Here is a 15,442-nt window from a genome sequence, read left to right on the forward strand (position 1 = left end):
GGCACTATGCTGCGCATCGCTCACCTTAATGCACGGTATGCCGGGCAGCCGGTGTTGCAGGATATCAACCTGCAACTGGACAGCCAGGAACTGCTGGTGGTACTGGGCCCCTCCGGCTGCGGCAAAACCACGCTGCTGAATCTGGTCGCCGGATTCCTGCCGGTTGAGTCGGGCTCCATTACGCTGGATAACCAGCCGGTGACCGGACCTGGCGCGGAGCGCGGCGTGGTGTTTCAGAATGAGGGGCTGCTGCCGTGGCGCAACGTCCTGGATAATGTTGCGTTTGGTCTGCAGCTGGCCGGGATGCCCCGCCAGCCGCGTGAGGCGGTGGCGCGCCGTCTGATCAGACAGGTGGGGCTGGAAGGGGCGGAGAAGCGCGCCATCTGGCAGCTCTCTGGCGGTCAGCGTCAGCGGGTGGGCATCGCACGCGCGCTGGCGACCGATCCGCAACTGCTGCTGCTGGATGAACCCTTCGGTGCGCTGGATGCGTTTACCCGCGAACAGATGCAGACCCTGCTGCTGACACTGTGGCGTGACAGCGGTAAACAGATCCTGCTGATTACGCACGACATTGAAGAGGCGATTTTCCTCGCCAGCGAACTGATTCTGCTCTCACCCGGACCGGGCCGCATTGTCGAGCGCCTGCGCCCCGATTTTGGCCGGCGCTTTGCCGCGGGCGAGTCGTGCCGCAGCATCAAATCCGATCCGCAGTTTATCGCCCAGCGCGAGTATGTGCTGAGCCGGGTGTTTGATCAGCGGGAGGCATTTGCATGAGCGCGCTTATCAACGACAAATCTCTGCCGGTGCGCCGTCGGCTGCGCTGGCCTTTCTCAACTGCCCTGACGCTGAGCCTGCTGAGTCTCTCTCTGCTGTTACTGCTCTGGTGGGGCGTGACCGCGCTGGGCCTGATCGCGCCGCTGTTTCTGCCACCGCCGCAGCAGGTGTTCAGCAAGCTGCTGCTGATTGCCAGCGCACAGGGGTTTATGGATGCCACGCTCTGGCAGCATCTGGCCGCCAGCCTGACGCGCATGCTGATTGCGCTGACCGCTGCTGCCGCCATCGGTATTCCGACCGGCATTCTCATGGGCCTCAGCCCGGTTGCGCGTGGACTGCTCGATCCGCTGATTGAGCTTTATCGCCCGATTCCGCCTCTCGCCTATCTGCCCCTGATGGTGATCTGGTTCGGCATCGGCGAAACCTCAAAAATTCTGCTGATCTATCTGGCCATCTTCGCACCGGTGACGCTCTCCACCCTGGCCGGGGTACGAAACACACAGCCGGTGCGGCTGCGGGCGGCCCGCTCGCTGGGGGCTAACCGCTGGCAGCTGCTGCGCTGGGTGATTCTGCCGGGTGCGCTGCCGGAGATCCTGACCGGACTGCGCATCGGTCTGGGCGTGGGCTGGTCGACGCTGGTGGCGGCTGAACTGATTGCCGCCACGCGAGGACTGGGGTTTATGGTGCAGTCGGCCGGAGAGTTTCTTGCCACCGACGTGGTGCTGGCAGGTATCGCGGTGATTGCCGTTATCGCTTTTAGCTTAGAACTCGGGCTCCGCGCATTGCAGCGCCGTCTGACGCCCTGGAGTGGAGAACAATCATGAGTGAACGTCTTAGTTTTACCCCGCTTGGCCCCTATATTGGCGCACAGGTTTCTGATTTGGATGTCTCGCGCCCCCTGAGCGATGCGCAGTTTGAGCAGCTCTATCACGGCCTGTTGCGGCATCAGGTGCTGTTTCTGCGCGATCAGCAGATTACGCCGGAGCAGCATCGCGCGCTGGCGGTGCGCTTCGGTGACCTGCATATCCATCCGGTCTATCCGCATGCGGAAGGCGTGGAGGAGATTATCGTGCTGGATACCCACCAGGATAACCCGCCGGATAATGATAACTGGCACACCGACGTCACCTTTATCGACACGCCGCCTGCGATTGCGCTGCTGGCTTCTAAGGTGCTACCGGCGGCGGGCGGCGATACGCTCTGGACCAGCGGGATAGCGGCTTACGAGGCGCTCTCTGAACCCTTCAAGCAACTGCTGACGGGCCTGAGTGCGGAACACGATTTTAAAAAGTCCTTCCAGGAGTATAAGTACCGCAAAACCCCGGAGGAGCATCAGCGCTGGCAGCAGGCGGTCGATAAACATCCGCCGGTGCAGCATCCGGTGATCCGCACTCATCCGGTCAGCGGCAAAAAAGCCCTGTTTGTGAATGAGGGGTTCACGACGCGGATCGTGGAGTTAAGTGAGAAGGAGAGTGAGGCGGTATTGCGCTTTCTGTTCGCTCACGCCACCAAACCGGAGTTCCAGGTGCGCTGGCGCTGGCAGCCCAACGATCTGGCTATCTGGGATAATCGGGTCACACAGCACTATGCCAATGCCGACTACTATCCGGCGCGCCGGATTATGCAGCGGGCCACCGTCCTGGGCGACAGACCCCGTTAAGCGCACAGCCTTCTCCCTGCGGGCAGGGAGAAGGCCAGCCCGTCAGGACGCCATCATCTGTTCGAGCTGCTCCTGCGCCTCCAGCCACGCCATCTCCACCTCTTCCAGCGCCGATTTACTCTCTGCCTGACGCTGCAGCGCGGTGGTCAGATCCGCTTTGCGGCCAGGATCATAAATGGCACTGTCCGAAAGCTGAGCTTCGGCATCGGCCAGCTGGCTCTGCCATTTGCTCATCTGCTTTTCCAGCTTTTCGATCTCTTTACGCAGCGGCTGAGTCTGCGCACGCAGTTCGGCATCGCGGCGCTTCTGATCTTTTCGCGCCTGGGCGCTGTTGCCGTTGTCCTGCTTTGGCGTGGCCTCCTGTTGCGCCTGCTGCTTCTGCAGATCGCTCAGCCACTGCTGATAATCTTCGAGGTCGCCGGCAAAGACATCCACTTTGCCGTCGTGCACCAGATAGAGATCGTCCGTGGTGGCGCGCAGCAGATGGCGATCGTGCGACACCACCACCAGCGCGCCTTCGAAGTCGATCAGCGCTTCCGTCAGCGCCTGGCGCATATCCAGATCAAGGTGGTTAGTCGGTTCATCCAGTAGCAGCAGGTTAGGGCGCTGCCAGACAATCAGTGCCAGCACCAGGCGCGCTTTCTCACCGCCGGAGAAGCGTTCGGTCATTTCCGTGACTTTATCGCCGCGGAAGTCAAAGCCGCCCAGATAGTCGCGCAGCTGCTGCTCCAGCACGTTCGGCGCAATGCGCGCCAGATGCTGCAGCGGGGACTCGTCGGCCCGCAGGTACTCCAGCTGATGCTGGGCGAAGTAACCGAGCTTGATCCCTTTCGCCAGGCCAATCCTGCCCTCCATCGCCTCCAGCTCGCCCGCCAGCAGCTTAATCAGGGTCGATTTGCCCGCCCCGTTGCGGCCCAGCAGACCAATGCGCGAACCCGGTACCAGGTTGAGCTTGATGGCGTCGAGAATGATGCGATCGCCATACCCCGCCGTGACCTTCTCCATCTTCAGAATCGGGTTGGGCAGGTTTTCCGGCTTGCGGAAGGTGAAGCTGAACGGGTTATCGACATGGGCAGGCGCAATCATCTCCATGCGCTCCAGCATTTTGATGCGGCTCTGCGCCTGTTTCGCCTTGGAGGCTTTGGCACGGAAGCGGTCAATGTAGCTGTGCAGATGCGCCACCTTCTCCTGCTGACTCTCATACAGCGACTGCTGCTGAGCCAGTTTGGCGACGCGCTGCCGCTCAAAGGAGGTGTAGTTGCCGGTATATTCGAACATCGACGCCTGTTCGATATGAATGATTTTGTCGACCACCGGATCGAGAAAGTCACGGTCATGCGAGATCAGGATCAGGGTACCTTCGTAACTCTTCAGCCAGCGCTCCAGCCAGATCACCGCATCAAGATCGAGGTGGTTGGTCGGTTCATCCAGCAACAGCAGATCGGAGCGGCAGATCAGCGCCTGTGCCAGATTGAGGCGCATCCGCCAGCCACCGGAGAAGTCGCTGACCGGGCGCTGCAGCTGCTCCTGACTGAAGCCCAGCCCATGCAGCAGGCTGGCGGCGCGCGCATGGATACTCCACGCCTGCACCGCATCAAGCTTGCCGTGCAGCAGGGCGATCGCATTGCCGTCGTCCCGCCGGTTCGCCTCCGCCAGTTCAGCCTCAAGCTGGCGATAGTCGCGGTCGCCATCAATCACATACTCCAGCGCGGCTTTGTCCAGCGCGGGGGTTTCCTGGTTAACCCAGGCCAGCGCCCAGTGAGCAGGAAAGGTGACGGTGCCGGCATCGCTGGTGATCTCACCTTTTAACAGCGACAGCAGCGTGGATTTTCCACAGCCGTTTTTACCCACCAGCCCGACCTTCTGACCGGGATTAATGGTGGCGGTGGCATTGTCGAGCAGGACGCGGATGCCGCGGCGAATTTGTAAGGCAGAGAAGACAATCATGTAAGCGCCGTATCGTCAGAATATGTTAATTTACTGGCAACATAATGAGATTTTGCTGCGTCGTGCATGGTAGCCGAAAACCGCACCAATGACGACGCTTTGGAGGGAAAGGATGTCGCAGCCACCCCGCGTGTTACTGCTTTTTGCTCATCCGGAATTACAGGATTCCGTCGCTAACCGGATTTTGTTGCAGTCGGCGCAGGCGCTGGAACACGTCACCGTACACGATCTGTACGCCACCTATCCGGATTTTTTTATCGATATTCATCATGAACAGCAGCTGCTGCGCGAACATGATGTCATCATTTTTCAGCATCCGCTCTATACCTATAGCTGTCCGGCCCTGCTGAAAGAGTGGCTGGACCGGGTGCTGTCGCGCGGTTTTGCCAGTGGCGTGGATGGCAATGCGCTGGAAGGAAAATACTGGCGCAGCGTTGTGACGACCGGGGAGCCGGAGAGCGCCTTTAAACAGCAGGGGCTGAACCGCTATTCACTCAATGACATCATGCGGCCCTTTGAGCTGACCGCACAGATGTGCCGCATGCACTGGATGCCGCCGATGATCGTCTACTGGGCGCGTCGGCAGAGTCCTGAACTGATGAAAAATTATGCCCGCGCCTATGGCGAGTGGCTGGCAGCTCCGCTGCCGAATGGAGGGATATAGATGGAAGGGCAAACGCTGCTGACCGCCGGGGTGATTTATCTGGTCGCGGCGGTATTAATTGTACCGGTGGCGGCTCGCCTCGGGATTGGTGCTGTACTGGGCTATCTGGTGGCGGGGATCGCTATCGGCCCGTGGGGATTAGGTTTTATCAGCGACGTCGATGAGATTCTCCATTTCTCGGAACTGGGCGTGGTTTTCCTGATGTTCATTATTGGCCTGGAGCTGAACCCGGCAAAGCTGTGGGCGCTGCGCCGCTCCATTTTTGGTGTCGGCGCGGCGCAGGTCATCTTCTCTGCGGCGATTCTGGGCGGCCTGCTGTGGCTGACCGACTTTAGCTGGCAGGCGGCGGTCATCGGCGGCATCGGCCTGGCGATGTCCTCAACCGCGATGGCGCTGCAGCTGATGATGGATAAAGGCATGAACCGCAGCGAAGCGGGGCAGCTGGGCTTTTCGGTGCTGCTGTTTCAGGATATCGCGGTGATCCCGGCCCTGGCGCTGATTCCGCTGCTGGCGGGCACCGACAGCGGCCATATTGACTGGATGAAAGTCGGCATGAAGGTGCTGGCGTTCGCAGGCATGCTGGTGGGGGGACGCTATCTGCTGCGGCCTATCTTCCGCTATATCGCCGCATCAGGTGTTCGTGAGGTCTTTACCGCCGCCTCGCTGCTGCTGGTGCTGGGCTCCGCGCTGTTTATGGATGCGCTGGGTCTGTCGATGGCGCTGGGCACCTTTATCGCGGGGATCCTGCTGGCAGAGAGTGAATACCAGCATGAGCTGGAGGTGGCGATTGACCCTTTCAAAGGGTTGCTGCTGGGCCTGTTCTTTATTTCCGTTGGCATGGCGCTCAACCTCGGTGTGCTCTATACCCATATTGTGACCATCCTGCTCGGCGTGGTGACGCTGGTGGCGGTGAAAACGCTGGTGCTCTATCTGCTGGCGCGTATTTATGGCTTACGCAGTTCCGAGCGGCAGCAGTTTGCCGGCGTGCTGAGTCAGGGGGGCGAGTTCGCCTTTGTGCTCTTTTCCGCGGCCTCTTCGGCGAAGCTATTCTCTGGCGATCAGCTGCCGATGCTGCTGGTGACCGTCACCCTGTCGATGATGACCACGCCTCTGCTGATGCAGGGCATTGATCGTCTGCTGGCGCATCGCTTCAATGAGTCCGATGAAGAAGCAGAGAAGCACTTTGTTGAAGACGATCAGCCACAGGTGATTGTGGTGGGCTTTGGTCGCTTCGGCCAGGTGGTCGGCCGCTTGCTGATGGCGAACAACAAACGCATCACCGTGCTGGAGCGCGACATCAGTGCGGTAAGCCTGATGCGCAAATATGGCTACAAGGTCTATTACGGCGACGCCACCGAGCTGGAGTTATTGCGCGCGGCGGGCGCAGCCAGCGCGCAGGCGATTGTGATCACCTGTAATGAACCGGAAGATGTGATGACCATCGTGCACTTATGTCAGCAGCACTTCCCGCAGCTGCAGATTCAGGCGCGCGCCCGGGGCCGTGTCGAGGCACACGAACTGCTGCAGGCCGGCGTGACGCAGTTCTCACGTGAAACCTTCTCCAGTGCGCTGGAGCTGGGACGCAAGACGCTGATGTCTCTGGGGATGCATCCGCATCAGGCGCATCGCGCCCAGCAGCATTTCCGCCGGCTCGATATGCGAATGCTGCGTGAACTGATGCCCAGCCTCTCTGAAAGTGCGCAGGCGTCGCGCGTGCGTGAAGCACGGCGGGAACTGGAAGATATCTTCCAGCGCGAAATGCAGCGCGAAAAGCGGCAGATCGATGGCTGGGACGACGATCAATAACCTTTTAAAACAGGCTGAAGCTCATGCGTAAACGTTTTATTGCTGGTGCGACATGCCCGCACTGCCAGGAGAAGGACACGCTGGCGATGTGGCGTGAAAATAGTGTCGATGTCGTGGAGTGCGTGAAGTGTGGACATCAGATGCGCGAGGCGGATAAACAGGCGCGCGATCAGGTTCGCACTAACGAGCAGGTTATCGGGATTTTCCATCCCGAGTAGCGAAGTGACGCAGCTTTTTTTACGCTTAAACTTACAGCGGGATTGAATTCCGTTACAATTGACGCCATTAACGCTGTGGTCGCAAGAGAAAGTGAAACCCCTCTTGCACTCAGCCCCGAACCTTTCTGGTTGGTGTTATTGCACGCAAGAATAGACCAATGAGACGGGATCTTAGTTCTCAACGGTTAGGAGATATCATGAAAGTAGCAAAAGACCTGGTGGTAAGCCTGGCCTATCAGGTACGTACAGAAGACGGCGTGTTAGTTGACGAGTCACCGGTGAGCGCACCGTTAGACTATCTGCACGGTCATGGTTCCCTGATTTCTGGTCTGGAAAATGCGCTGGAAAACCACGTTGCCGGCGACAAATTTGACGTGCATATCCCGGCAAACGACGCTTACGGTCAGTATGACGATAACCTGGTGCAGCGTGTTCCTAAAGATGTCTTCATGGGCGTCGACGAACTGCAGGTTGGTATGCGCTTCCTGGCAGAAACCGATCAGGGTCCGGTTCCGGTTGAAATCACCGAAGTGGAAGACGATCACGTCGTGGTTGATGGTAACCACATGCTGGCGGGTCAGAACCTGAACTTCAACGTTGAAGTGGTTGCGATTCGTGAAGCGACGCCGGAAGAACTGGCTCACGGCCATGTTCACGGTGCAGACGGTCATCATCATGACCACGATCACGGCCATGATCACGACCACGATCACGGTAAAGGCGGTTGTGGCACTGGCGGTTGCGGCTGCAGCCACTAAGTCTGACAATCGGTTAAGGCCACCTTCGGGTGGCCTTTCTTTTGGCGGCTATCCGGCGCTGGCCCGGACGGACAGCGCGCGATCAGTAGTGTGGCGGCGGCGTCTCTTCAGACTGTGAGGCCACCAGTGAGGTTGCGTTCGCTTTGAGCTTGTCGGTTAAGAGGCGTATCTGCTCACGCATTTTACTCATCTCCAGCTCGTGCTGAACAACGGCGCTGTTCAGCTGCTCAATGGTCATCTCCTGAAAGGCCAGTTTGCTCTCTAACGTCTCCAGACGCTGTTCCCACTCAGACTGTTGCATGACCTGTTCCTCTGTTAAGGTGCGACTCAGGGCGTGATTCTACGACCTGAACGCCAGGAATCACCTGTTTTTTTCATGCCCGAAGGCGTTGCGCTTGAAAAAAGGTGGCGCGGCATCATCTCTGATGAAACTTCCCGCTGTTATAAAGGTCGGAGGTTAACCGGGTAATTACATTGTGGGAGTGTTCGACACTGCCACGTAAAGTTATAGTGTGGACCCTGAAGTCCGCAATGTTTCCCGAGGTTAGACGCTTCGGTTTTGGAGAATGGATGAAATCACTGTTTAAAGTCACATTGTTAGCTACCACCATGGCTGTTGCGCTGAATGCTCCGCTGGCTATGGCGGCTGAAACCGCTGCGGCTCCTCAGGCTGCCCCGGCTGCTGCGCCACAGTCTGCGCCTCAGGCACCGAAAAATGCGGCTTTCAAAGATGAAGACCAGCAGTCAGCCTATGCACTGGGTGCTTCACTGGGTCGCTACATGGACAACTCCCTGAAGGAGCAGGAAAAACTGGGCATCAAACTGGATAAGCAGCAGCTGATCGCGGGCGTCCAGGATGCATTCGGTGGCAAGAGCAAACTCTCTGATGAAGAGATTGAGCAGACACTGCAGGCATTCGAAGGCCGCGTGAAAGGCGCTGCCTCTGCGAAAATGGAAAAAGATGCGAAAGAGAATGCTGAAAAGGGCACGGCTTACGCGACCAAATTCGCCAAAGAGAGCGGCGTGAAGAAAACGGAAACCGGCCTGCTCTATAAAGTTGAGAAAGAGGGCAGCGGCGACGCACCAAAAGATAGCGACACTGTGGTGGTTAACTACAAAGGTACCCTGATTGATGGTACTGAGTTTGACAACTCTTACACCCGTGGCGAGCCTCTCTCTTTCCGTCTGGATGGCGTCATTCCGGGCTGGACCGAAGGTCTGAAGCACGTGAAGAAAGGGGGCAAGATCAAGCTGGTCATCCCACCACAGCTGGCTTACGGCAAAAATGGCGTTCCGGGTATTCCGGCTAACTCCACGCTGGTGTTTGATGTTGAGCTGCTTGACATCAAACCGGCCCCAAAAGCCGATGAAAAAGCACAGGCGCCTGCGCCTGCTGCCGCAGAAAAAGCGCAGTAATCTGCTGACCGCCGCCTCCGGGCGGCGGTTTCATTTCGCCTTCACGACAAACCTCTGGCATAAGCCGACGACATTTGCCAGACTAATGCCTGCCTAATTATCCCAACATTGAGTCTGCCCATAAGCCGCTGTGACAGGCTCCAGCCATTCAGGGTGATACTCTTCAATGTCTAATCCATTCAATCCGGGTGAACTGAGCGACTTCGATCTTCTGGAGCAGCGCCCGTTCGAACAAACTGATTACGATATTCTGAAATCGTACGAGGCTGTCGTGGATGGCCTGGCGATGTTGATCGGTTCGCATTGTGAAATCGTCCTGCATTCGCTGGAAGATCTTAAGTGTTCAGCCGTTCGCATCGCCAATGGAGAGCACACGGGCCGTAAGGTCGGTTCACCTATCACCGATCTGGCGCTGCGGATGCTGCATGATATGCATGGCGCGGACAGTAATGTTTCCCGTGCCTACTTCACGCGCGCCAAAAGCGGCGTGCTGATGAAGTCCGTGACCATCGCGATTCGTAACCGTCAGCAGCGGGTTATCGGCCTGCTCTGTATCAACATGAATCTTGATGTGCCGTTCTCGCAGATTATGTCGACCTTTATGCCGCCCGAGATGCAGCAGGTTGACTCCAGCGTTAACTTCGCCAGTTCGGTCGATGACCTGGTTATGCAGACCCTGGAGTTTACGATTGAAGAGGTCAGCGCTGACCGCAATGTCTCTAATAACGCCAAGAACCGTCAGATTGTGCTCAACCTGTATGAGAAGGGGATCTTCGACATTAAGGATGCCATCAACCAGGTCGCTGACCGGCTGAACATCTCAAAGCACACCGTCTATCTCTACATCCGCCAGTTTAAAAATGGCGATTTTCAGGGACAGGATCGCTGATGCGTTACACCCTGCTGGTGACCGGCCCGGCCTACGGCACGCAACAGGCAACCAGTGCCTGGCTGTTTGCCCGGGCACTGCTGGCGGCGGGTCATCAGCTTGAAAGCGTTTTCTTCTATCGTGAAGGGGTGCTCAATGCTAACCAGCTGACGGCACCAGCCAGCGACGAGTTTGATCTGGTGCGGGCATGGCAGGCATTGCATCAGGAGCAGGGGGTCGAACTGAATATTTGTGTGGCGGCCGCACTGCGGCGTGGAATCAGCGACCCGCAGGAGGCAGCTCGTCTGCACCTGGCGGCCAGTAACCTGCAGCCGGGATTTACCCTGAGCGGACTGGGGGCGCTGGCCGAAGCGGCGCTGAGCTGTGAACGCATGGTGCAGTTCTGATGAATCGGGTTGCCTTTGTCTTTACCCGTGCGCCCCATGGCAGCAGCGCAGGGCGTGAGGGGCTGGATGCCGCACTGGCAACGGGCGCACTCAGCGACGATATCGGCCTGTTCTTTATCGGTGATGGAGTGCTGCAGCTTAATCTGCATCAGCAGCCTGAACGCATTAAGAGCCGTCACTATGCCGCGACGTTTGGCGTGCTGGCACTCTATGACATTGAGCAGTGCTATCTCTGCCGGACATCACTGATTGCGCGCGGACTGGAGGCTGACGCCGGACGGCTGCTGGACGTGACGCTACTGGACGCGCCGGAACTGCGCCAGCAGCTGGCCAGCTTCGATCGCATTCTGACTTTTTAAGAGGCGCAAATGCTGCATACTCTGATGCACTCTCCGTCGCACAGCGACCTCGACACGCTGTTATTAATGGCGGAAGCCGGTGATGATCTGCTGCTGCTACAGGATGGTGTGCTGGCTGCCGTGGCTGGTAGTCGGGCATGGGTTCAGCTGTCAGCCTGCAAAGCGACGCTGTGGGTTCTGGACGAAGATGTCCAGGCGCGCGGGCTGGCTGGACAAATTTCGACCACTGTGCGGTCCGTAGACTATAATGGCTTTGTCACGCTAACGATCAGGCATCCGCAACAAATGGTCTGGTAATCGGCTAAAACCTGGTTATTTCTTGACACCCTTTTGACGCAGCCCTAAAATTCTGCCTCCTCGTAATTCTACGAGGCGATTTATTACGTGTTTACGAAGCAAAAGCAAATCCAGGAGCTATTTAATGGCAACAGTTAACCAGCTGGTTCGCAAACCACGCGTCCGCAAAGTTGCAAAGAGCAACGTGCCGGCGCTGGAAGCTTGCCCGCAAAAACGTGGCGTTTGTACTCGTGTGTACACCACCACTCCTAAAAAACCTAACTCCGCACTGCGTAAAGTTTGCCGTGTGCGTCTGACCAACGGTTTTGAAGTGACTTCCTACATCGGTGGTGAAGGTCACAACCTGCAGGAGCACTCCGTGATCCTGATCCGTGGCGGTCGTGTAAAAGACCTGCCAGGTGTGCGTTACCACACCGTTCGTGGCGCGCTGGACTGCTCAGGTGTTAAAGACCGTAAGCAGGCTCGCTCCAAGTACGGCGTGAAGAAGCCAAAGGCTTAATGGTTCTCCGTTAAGTAAGGCCAAACGTTTTAAATTAAATGTCAAAATAAACTCATAGAGTTTTGGACAATCCTGAATTAACAACGGAGTATTTCCATGCCACGTCGTCGCGTCATTGGTCAGCGTAAAATTCTGCCAGATCCTAAGTTCGGATCAGAGCTGCTGGCCAAATTTGTAAATATCCTGATGGTAGATGGTAAAAAATCTACTGCAGAATCTATCGTTTATACCGCGCTTGAGACCCTGGCTCAGCGTTCAGGTAAAAACTCCCTGGAAGCCTTTGAAGTAGCACTGGAAAACGTGCGCCCGACTGTCGAAGTTAAGTCACGTCGCGTTGGTGGTTCTACCTATCAGGTACCAGTTGAAGTCCGTCCGGTTCGTCGTAATGCCCTGGCAATGCGCTGGATCGTAGATGCTGCTCGTAAACGTGGTGATAAATCAATGGCTCTTCGCCTGGCGAACGAACTTTCTGATGCTGCAGAGAACAAAGGTACTGCAGTTAAGAAACGTGAAGACGTTCACCGCATGGCAGAAGCCAACAAGGCGTTCGCACACTACCGCTGGTAACAGTCGCGTAGTTATTGTTAAACCAGCGGGCGCCCAAACGGCCAACCCGCTGGGGTTGACTAATTTTGAACGTCCGAAAAACCGAGGAATAAAATGGCTCGTAAAACACCCATTGCTCGCTACCGTAACATCGGTATCAGTGCGCACATCGACGCCGGTAAAACTACCACTACCGAACGTGTTCTGTTCTACACCGGTGTAAACCACAAAATCGGTGAAGTACACGACGGCGCAGCAACCATGGACTGGATGGAGCAGGAACAGGAACGTGGTATTACTATCACCTCCGCTGCGACCACCTGTTACTGGTCTGGTATGGCTAAGCAGTTCGAACCACACCACATCAATATCATCGACACCCCAGGACACGTTGACTTCACCATCGAAGTAGAACGTTCTATGCGTGTTCTTGATGGCGCGGTAATGGTTTACTGTGCAGTTGGTGGCGTTCAGCCACAGTCTGAGACCGTATGGCGTCAGGCTAACAAATACAAAGTTCCACGCATTGCGTTCGTTAACAAAATGGACCGCATGGGTGCTAACTTCCTGAAAGTTGTTAACCAGATGGAAGTTCGTCTGGGTGCAACTCCAGTTCCTCTGCAGCTGGCTATCGGCGCAGAAGAGAAATTCACCGGTGTTGTTGACCTGGTGAAAATGAAAGCAATCAACTGGAACGACGAAGACCAGGGTGTAACCTTTGTTTACGAAGATATCCCGGCTGATATGCAGGAACTGGCTGAAGAATGGCGCGGCAAGCTGATCGAAGCAGCAGCAGAAGCCTCTGAAGAGCTGATGGAGAAATTCTTCAGCGGTGAAGAGCTGAGCGAAGAAGAGATCAAAACTGCTCTGCGTAAGCGCGTTCTGAACAACGAAATCATCCTGGTAACCTGTGGTTCTGCATTTAAGAACAAAGGTGTTCAGGCGATGCTGGATGCAGTTGTTGAATATCTGCCAGCACCGACTGACGTTACCGCGATCAACGGTATGCTGGACGACGGTAAAGACACGCCGGCTGTTCGTCACTCAGACGACAACGAGCCGTTTGCTGCACTGGCGTTCAAAATCGCTACCGACCCGTTTGTAGGTAACCTGACCTTCTTCCGCGTTTACTCTGGTGTTGTTAACACTGGTGACACCGTGTTCAACCCGGTTAAGTCAAACCGTGAGCGTCTGGGCCGTATCGTCCAGATGCACGCTAACAAGCGTGAAGAAATCAAAGAAGTCCGTGCGGGTGATATCGCCGCTGCGATCGGCCTGAAAGATGTGACCACTGGTGATACCCTGTGTGACCCGGATAACGTCATCATCCTTGAGCGCATGGAGTTCCCAGAGCCAGTAATCTCAATCGCTGTTGAGCCGAAAACCAAAGCTGACCAGGAAAAAATGGGTCTGGCTCTGGGCCGTCTGGCGAAAGAAGACCCATCATTCCGCGTATGGACTGATGAAGAATCTAACCAGACCATCATCGCCGGTATGGGTGAGCTGCACCTCGACATCATCGTTGACCGTATGAAGCGTGAATTCAACGTGGAAGCAAACGTGGGTAAACCACAGGTTGCTTACCGTGAAGCGATCCGCACTAAAGTTACCGACGTTGAAGGTAAACACGCCAAGCAGTCTGGTGGTCGTGGTCAGTACGGTCATGTTGTTATCGACATGTACCCACTGGAGCCAGGTTCGAACCCGAAAGGCTACGAATTTGTCAACGACATCAAAGGTGGTGTGATTCCTGGTGAATACATCCCTGCGGTTGATAAAGGTATCCAGGAGCAGCTGAAATCAGGCCCACTGGCTGGTTATCCGGTTGTGGATCTGGGCGTGCGTCTGCACTTCGGTTCTTACCATGATGTCGACTCCTCTGAGCTGGCGTTTAAACTGGCCGCGTCTATCGCCTTCAAACAAGGCTTTAAACAAGCGCAGCCGGTTCTGCTTGAGCCTATCATGAAGGTTGAAGTAGAGACTCCGGAAGAGAACACGGGTGATGTCATCGGTGACCTTAGCCGTCGTCGTGGTATGCTTAAAGGGCAGGAATCTAACGCTACTGGCGTTCAGATTCACGCTGAAGTTCCGCTGTCTGAAATGTTCGGATACGCAACTCAGCTGCGTTCTCTGACCAAAGGTCGTGCTTCTTACTCCATGGAGTTCCTGAAGTATGACGATGCGCCGAACAACGTAGCGCAGGCCGTTATTGAAGCTCGTAGCAAATAAGCTACGGTTTAAATTTGAACTGATGCCTTCACCCACGTGGTGAAGGCACAACGTAAGGAATTATCGCCATGGCGAAAGAGCAATTTCAGCGTAACAAACTGCACGTAAACGTGGGCACCATCGGTCACGTCGACCACGGTAAAACCACCCTGACCGCAGCTATCACCACCGTACTGTCTAAGACTTACGGCGGCCAGGCGCGTGCATTCGATCAGATCGATAACGCACCAGAAGAGAAAGCACGTGGTATCACCATCAACACTTCACACGTTGAGTATGAAACCCCGACTCGTCACTATGCACACGTTGACTGCCCAGGCCACGCCGACTATGTGAAAAACATGATCACCGGTGCTGCGCAGATGGACGGCGCGATCCTGGTTGTTGCTGCGACTGATGGCCCGATGCCACAGACCCGTGAGCACATCCTGCTGGGTCGTCAGGTTGGCGTTCCTTACATCATCGTGTTCCTGAACAAGTGTGACATGGTTGATGATGAAGAGCTGCTGGAACTGGTTGAGATGGAAGTACGTGACCTGCTGTCAGCCTATGACTTCCCAGGCGACGACACTCCAATCGTTCGTGGTTCTGCTCTGAAAGCGCTGGAAGGCGACGCTGAGTGGGAAGCGAAAATCATCGAGCTGGCTGAGCACCTGGACAACTACATCCCAGAGCCACAGCGTGCGATCGACATGCCGTTCCTGCTGCCAATCGAAGACGTATTCTCAATCTCTGGCCGTGGTACCGTTGTTACCGGTCGTGTTGAGCGCGGCATCGTTAAAGTCGGCGACGAAGTTGAAATCGTAGGTATCAAAGATACTGCGAAATCAACCTGTACCGGTGTTGAGATGTTCCGTAAGCTGCTGGACCAGGGTCAGGCAGGCGAAAACTGTGGTGTTCTGCTGCGCGGTATCAAGCGTGAAGACATCCAGCGTGGTCAGGTTCTGGCTAAGCCAGGCACCATCAAGCCACACACCCAGTTCGAGTCAGAAGT

General features: G+C 56.3%; 18 protein-coding genes. 16 read left to right on the forward strand and 2 right to left on the reverse strand.

Annotated features, from left to right (window positions below):
- The first annotated feature begins 6 nt into the window (after positions 1–6).
- The 3 genes from tauB to tauD are packed head-to-tail and all read left to right on the forward strand — an operon-like array spanning position 7 to position 2,434.
- Complete coding sequence (gene tauB / locus HFD97_RS14445; RefSeq protein WP_009087632.1) at positions 7–774, forward strand: taurine ABC transporter ATP-binding subunit; 768 nt, start codon at positions 7–9, stop codon at positions 772–774.
- The gene (gene tauC, locus HFD97_RS14450; RefSeq protein WP_150030070.1) at positions 771–1,598 is read left to right on the forward strand and encodes a taurine ABC transporter permease TauC; all 828 of its coding nucleotides are present in this window, start codon (positions 771–773) and stop codon (positions 1,596–1,598) included. Before tauB ends, tauC begins: the two co-directional genes overlap by 4 nt.
- Positions 1,595–2,434 (forward strand): taurine dioxygenase, encoded by an 840-nt coding sequence (tauD, locus tag HFD97_RS14455; RefSeq protein WP_009087629.1) that lies wholly within the window; start codon positions 1,595–1,597, stop codon positions 2,432–2,434. The genes tauC and tauD overlap by 4 nt, the downstream gene beginning before the upstream one ends.
- Before the next feature lie 42 nt (positions 2,435–2,476).
- Here tauD and HFD97_RS14460 read toward each other — a convergent pair whose 3' ends face one another.
- Positions 2,477–4,381 carry an ABC transporter ATP-binding protein gene (locus HFD97_RS14460; RefSeq protein ID WP_154929073.1) on the reverse strand — a complete coding sequence of 635 codons (1,905 nt, stop codon included), beginning with the start codon at positions 4,379–4,381 and terminating at the stop codon, positions 2,477–2,479.
- A gap of 112 nt (positions 4,382–4,493) precedes the next feature.
- On the opposite strand from HFD97_RS14460, the gene kefG reads away from it, so the two are divergent.
- From kefG to slyD, 4 genes are all read left to right on the forward strand, one after another.
- Positions 4,494–5,045, forward strand: coding sequence for a glutathione-regulated potassium-efflux system ancillary protein KefG (kefG, locus tag HFD97_RS14465; protein WP_009087624.1), 552 nt, complete (start codon positions 4,494–4,496; stop codon positions 5,043–5,045).
- Positions 5,046–6,851 carry a glutathione-regulated potassium-efflux system protein KefB gene (kefB, locus tag HFD97_RS14470; protein WP_058957834.1) on the forward strand — a complete coding sequence of 602 codons (1,806 nt, stop codon included), beginning with the start codon at positions 5,046–5,048 and terminating at the stop codon, positions 6,849–6,851.
- 23 nt (positions 6,852–6,874) lie between these two features.
- Positions 6,875–7,069 carry a YheV family putative zinc ribbon protein gene (locus tag HFD97_RS14475; RefSeq protein ID WP_046100701.1) on the forward strand — a complete coding sequence of 65 codons (195 nt, stop codon included), beginning with the start codon at positions 6,875–6,877 and terminating at the stop codon, positions 7,067–7,069.
- Between the two features lie 197 nt (positions 7,070–7,266).
- Complete coding sequence (slyD, locus tag HFD97_RS14480; protein ID WP_009087618.1) at positions 7,267–7,827, forward strand: peptidylprolyl isomerase; 561 nt, start codon at positions 7,267–7,269, stop codon at positions 7,825–7,827.
- An 82-nt stretch (positions 7,828–7,909) separates the two neighbouring features.
- Here slyD and HFD97_RS14485 read toward each other — a convergent pair whose 3' ends face one another.
- Positions 7,910–8,128: a SlyX family protein gene (locus HFD97_RS14485; protein WP_009087615.1), complete on the reverse strand. Its 219-nt coding sequence runs from the start codon at positions 8,126–8,128 to the stop codon at positions 7,910–7,912.
- A 269-nt stretch (positions 8,129–8,397) separates the two neighbouring features.
- Here HFD97_RS14485 and fkpA point away from each other — a divergent pair, with 269 nt between their 5' ends.
- From fkpA to tuf, 9 genes are all read left to right on the forward strand, one after another.
- Positions 8,398–9,243: an FKBP-type peptidyl-prolyl cis-trans isomerase gene (gene fkpA / locus HFD97_RS14490; protein WP_111207896.1), complete on the forward strand. Its 846-nt coding sequence runs from the start codon at positions 8,398–8,400 to the stop codon at positions 9,241–9,243.
- Between the two features lie 166 nt (positions 9,244–9,409).
- Positions 9,410–10,132, forward strand: a complete 723-nt coding sequence (locus HFD97_RS14495) for a transcriptional regulator (RefSeq protein ID WP_009087612.1) — start codon at positions 9,410–9,412, stop codon at positions 10,130–10,132.
- Complete coding sequence (gene tusD, locus HFD97_RS14500; protein WP_009087610.1) at positions 10,132–10,518, forward strand: sulfurtransferase complex subunit TusD; 387 nt, start codon at positions 10,132–10,134, stop codon at positions 10,516–10,518. Before HFD97_RS14495 ends, tusD begins: the two co-directional genes overlap by 1 nt.
- The gene (gene tusC, locus HFD97_RS14505; RefSeq protein ID WP_167432076.1) at positions 10,518–10,877 is read left to right on the forward strand and encodes a sulfurtransferase complex subunit TusC; all 360 of its coding nucleotides are present in this window, start codon (positions 10,518–10,520) and stop codon (positions 10,875–10,877) included. Before tusD ends, tusC begins: the two co-directional genes overlap by 1 nt.
- Positions 10,878–10,886: 9 nt before the next feature.
- Entirely contained in the window at positions 10,887–11,174 is a 288-nt protein-coding gene (gene tusB, locus HFD97_RS14510; RefSeq protein ID WP_009087606.1) for a sulfurtransferase complex subunit TusB, read from the forward strand.
- A 124-nt stretch (positions 11,175–11,298) separates the two neighbouring features.
- Positions 11,299–11,673: a 30S ribosomal protein S12 gene (gene rpsL / locus HFD97_RS14515; RefSeq protein ID WP_003852912.1), complete on the forward strand. Its 375-nt coding sequence runs from the start codon at positions 11,299–11,301 to the stop codon at positions 11,671–11,673.
- A 96-nt stretch (positions 11,674–11,769) separates the two neighbouring features.
- A complete protein-coding gene (gene rpsG / locus HFD97_RS14520) occupies positions 11,770–12,240 on the forward strand; it encodes a 30S ribosomal protein S7 (RefSeq protein ID WP_009087603.1) in 471 nt (156 codons plus the stop codon).
- A 93-nt stretch (positions 12,241–12,333) separates the two neighbouring features.
- Positions 12,334–14,448, forward strand: a complete 2,115-nt coding sequence (gene fusA / locus HFD97_RS14525) for an elongation factor G (protein ID WP_009087601.1) — start codon at positions 12,334–12,336, stop codon at positions 14,446–14,448.
- Between the two features lie 68 nt (positions 14,449–14,516).
- The coding region (tuf, locus tag HFD97_RS14530; protein WP_167434910.1) for an elongation factor Tu at positions 14,517–15,442 on the forward strand (926 nt) is incomplete at its 3' end.

The organism is Pantoea sp. EKM103V, assembly GCF_011800365.1.
Lineage (GTDB): Bacteria > Pseudomonadota > Gammaproteobacteria > Enterobacterales > Enterobacteriaceae > Pantoea > Pantoea anthophila.

Coding starts and splice junctions, on each gene's coding strand:
- tauB (WP_009087632.1), top strand. CDS start 7: ATGCTGCGCATCGCTCACCTTAATGCACGGTATGCCGGGCAGCCGGTG.
- tauC (WP_150030070.1), top strand. CDS start 771: ATGAGCGCGCTTATCAACGACAAATCTCTGCCGGTGCGCCGTCGGCTG.
- tauD (WP_009087629.1), top strand. CDS start 1,595: ATGAGTGAACGTCTTAGTTTTACCCCGCTTGGCCCCTATATTGGCGCA.
- HFD97_RS14460 (WP_154929073.1), bottom strand. CDS start 4,381: ATGATTGTCTTCTCTGCCTTACAAATTCGCCGCGGCATCCGCGTCCTG.
- kefG (WP_009087624.1), top strand. CDS start 4,494: ATGTCGCAGCCACCCCGCGTGTTACTGCTTTTTGCTCATCCGGAATTA.
- kefB (WP_058957834.1), top strand. CDS start 5,046: ATGGAAGGGCAAACGCTGCTGACCGCCGGGGTGATTTATCTGGTCGCG.
- HFD97_RS14475 (WP_046100701.1), top strand. CDS start 6,875: ATGCGTAAACGTTTTATTGCTGGTGCGACATGCCCGCACTGCCAGGAG.
- slyD (WP_009087618.1), top strand. CDS start 7,267: ATGAAAGTAGCAAAAGACCTGGTGGTAAGCCTGGCCTATCAGGTACGT.
- HFD97_RS14485 (WP_009087615.1), bottom strand. CDS start 8,128: ATGCAACAGTCTGAGTGGGAACAGCGTCTGGAGACGTTAGAGAGCAAA.
- fkpA (WP_111207896.1), top strand. CDS start 8,398: ATGAAATCACTGTTTAAAGTCACATTGTTAGCTACCACCATGGCTGTT.
- HFD97_RS14495 (WP_009087612.1), top strand. CDS start 9,410: ATGTCTAATCCATTCAATCCGGGTGAACTGAGCGACTTCGATCTTCTG.
- tusD (WP_009087610.1), top strand. CDS start 10,132: ATGCGTTACACCCTGCTGGTGACCGGCCCGGCCTACGGCACGCAACAG.
- tusC (WP_167432076.1), top strand. CDS start 10,518: ATGAATCGGGTTGCCTTTGTCTTTACCCGTGCGCCCCATGGCAGCAGC.
- tusB (WP_009087606.1), top strand. CDS start 10,887: ATGCTGCATACTCTGATGCACTCTCCGTCGCACAGCGACCTCGACACG.
- rpsL (WP_003852912.1), top strand. CDS start 11,299: ATGGCAACAGTTAACCAGCTGGTTCGCAAACCACGCGTCCGCAAAGTT.
- rpsG (WP_009087603.1), top strand. CDS start 11,770: ATGCCACGTCGTCGCGTCATTGGTCAGCGTAAAATTCTGCCAGATCCT.
- fusA (WP_009087601.1), top strand. CDS start 12,334: ATGGCTCGTAAAACACCCATTGCTCGCTACCGTAACATCGGTATCAGT.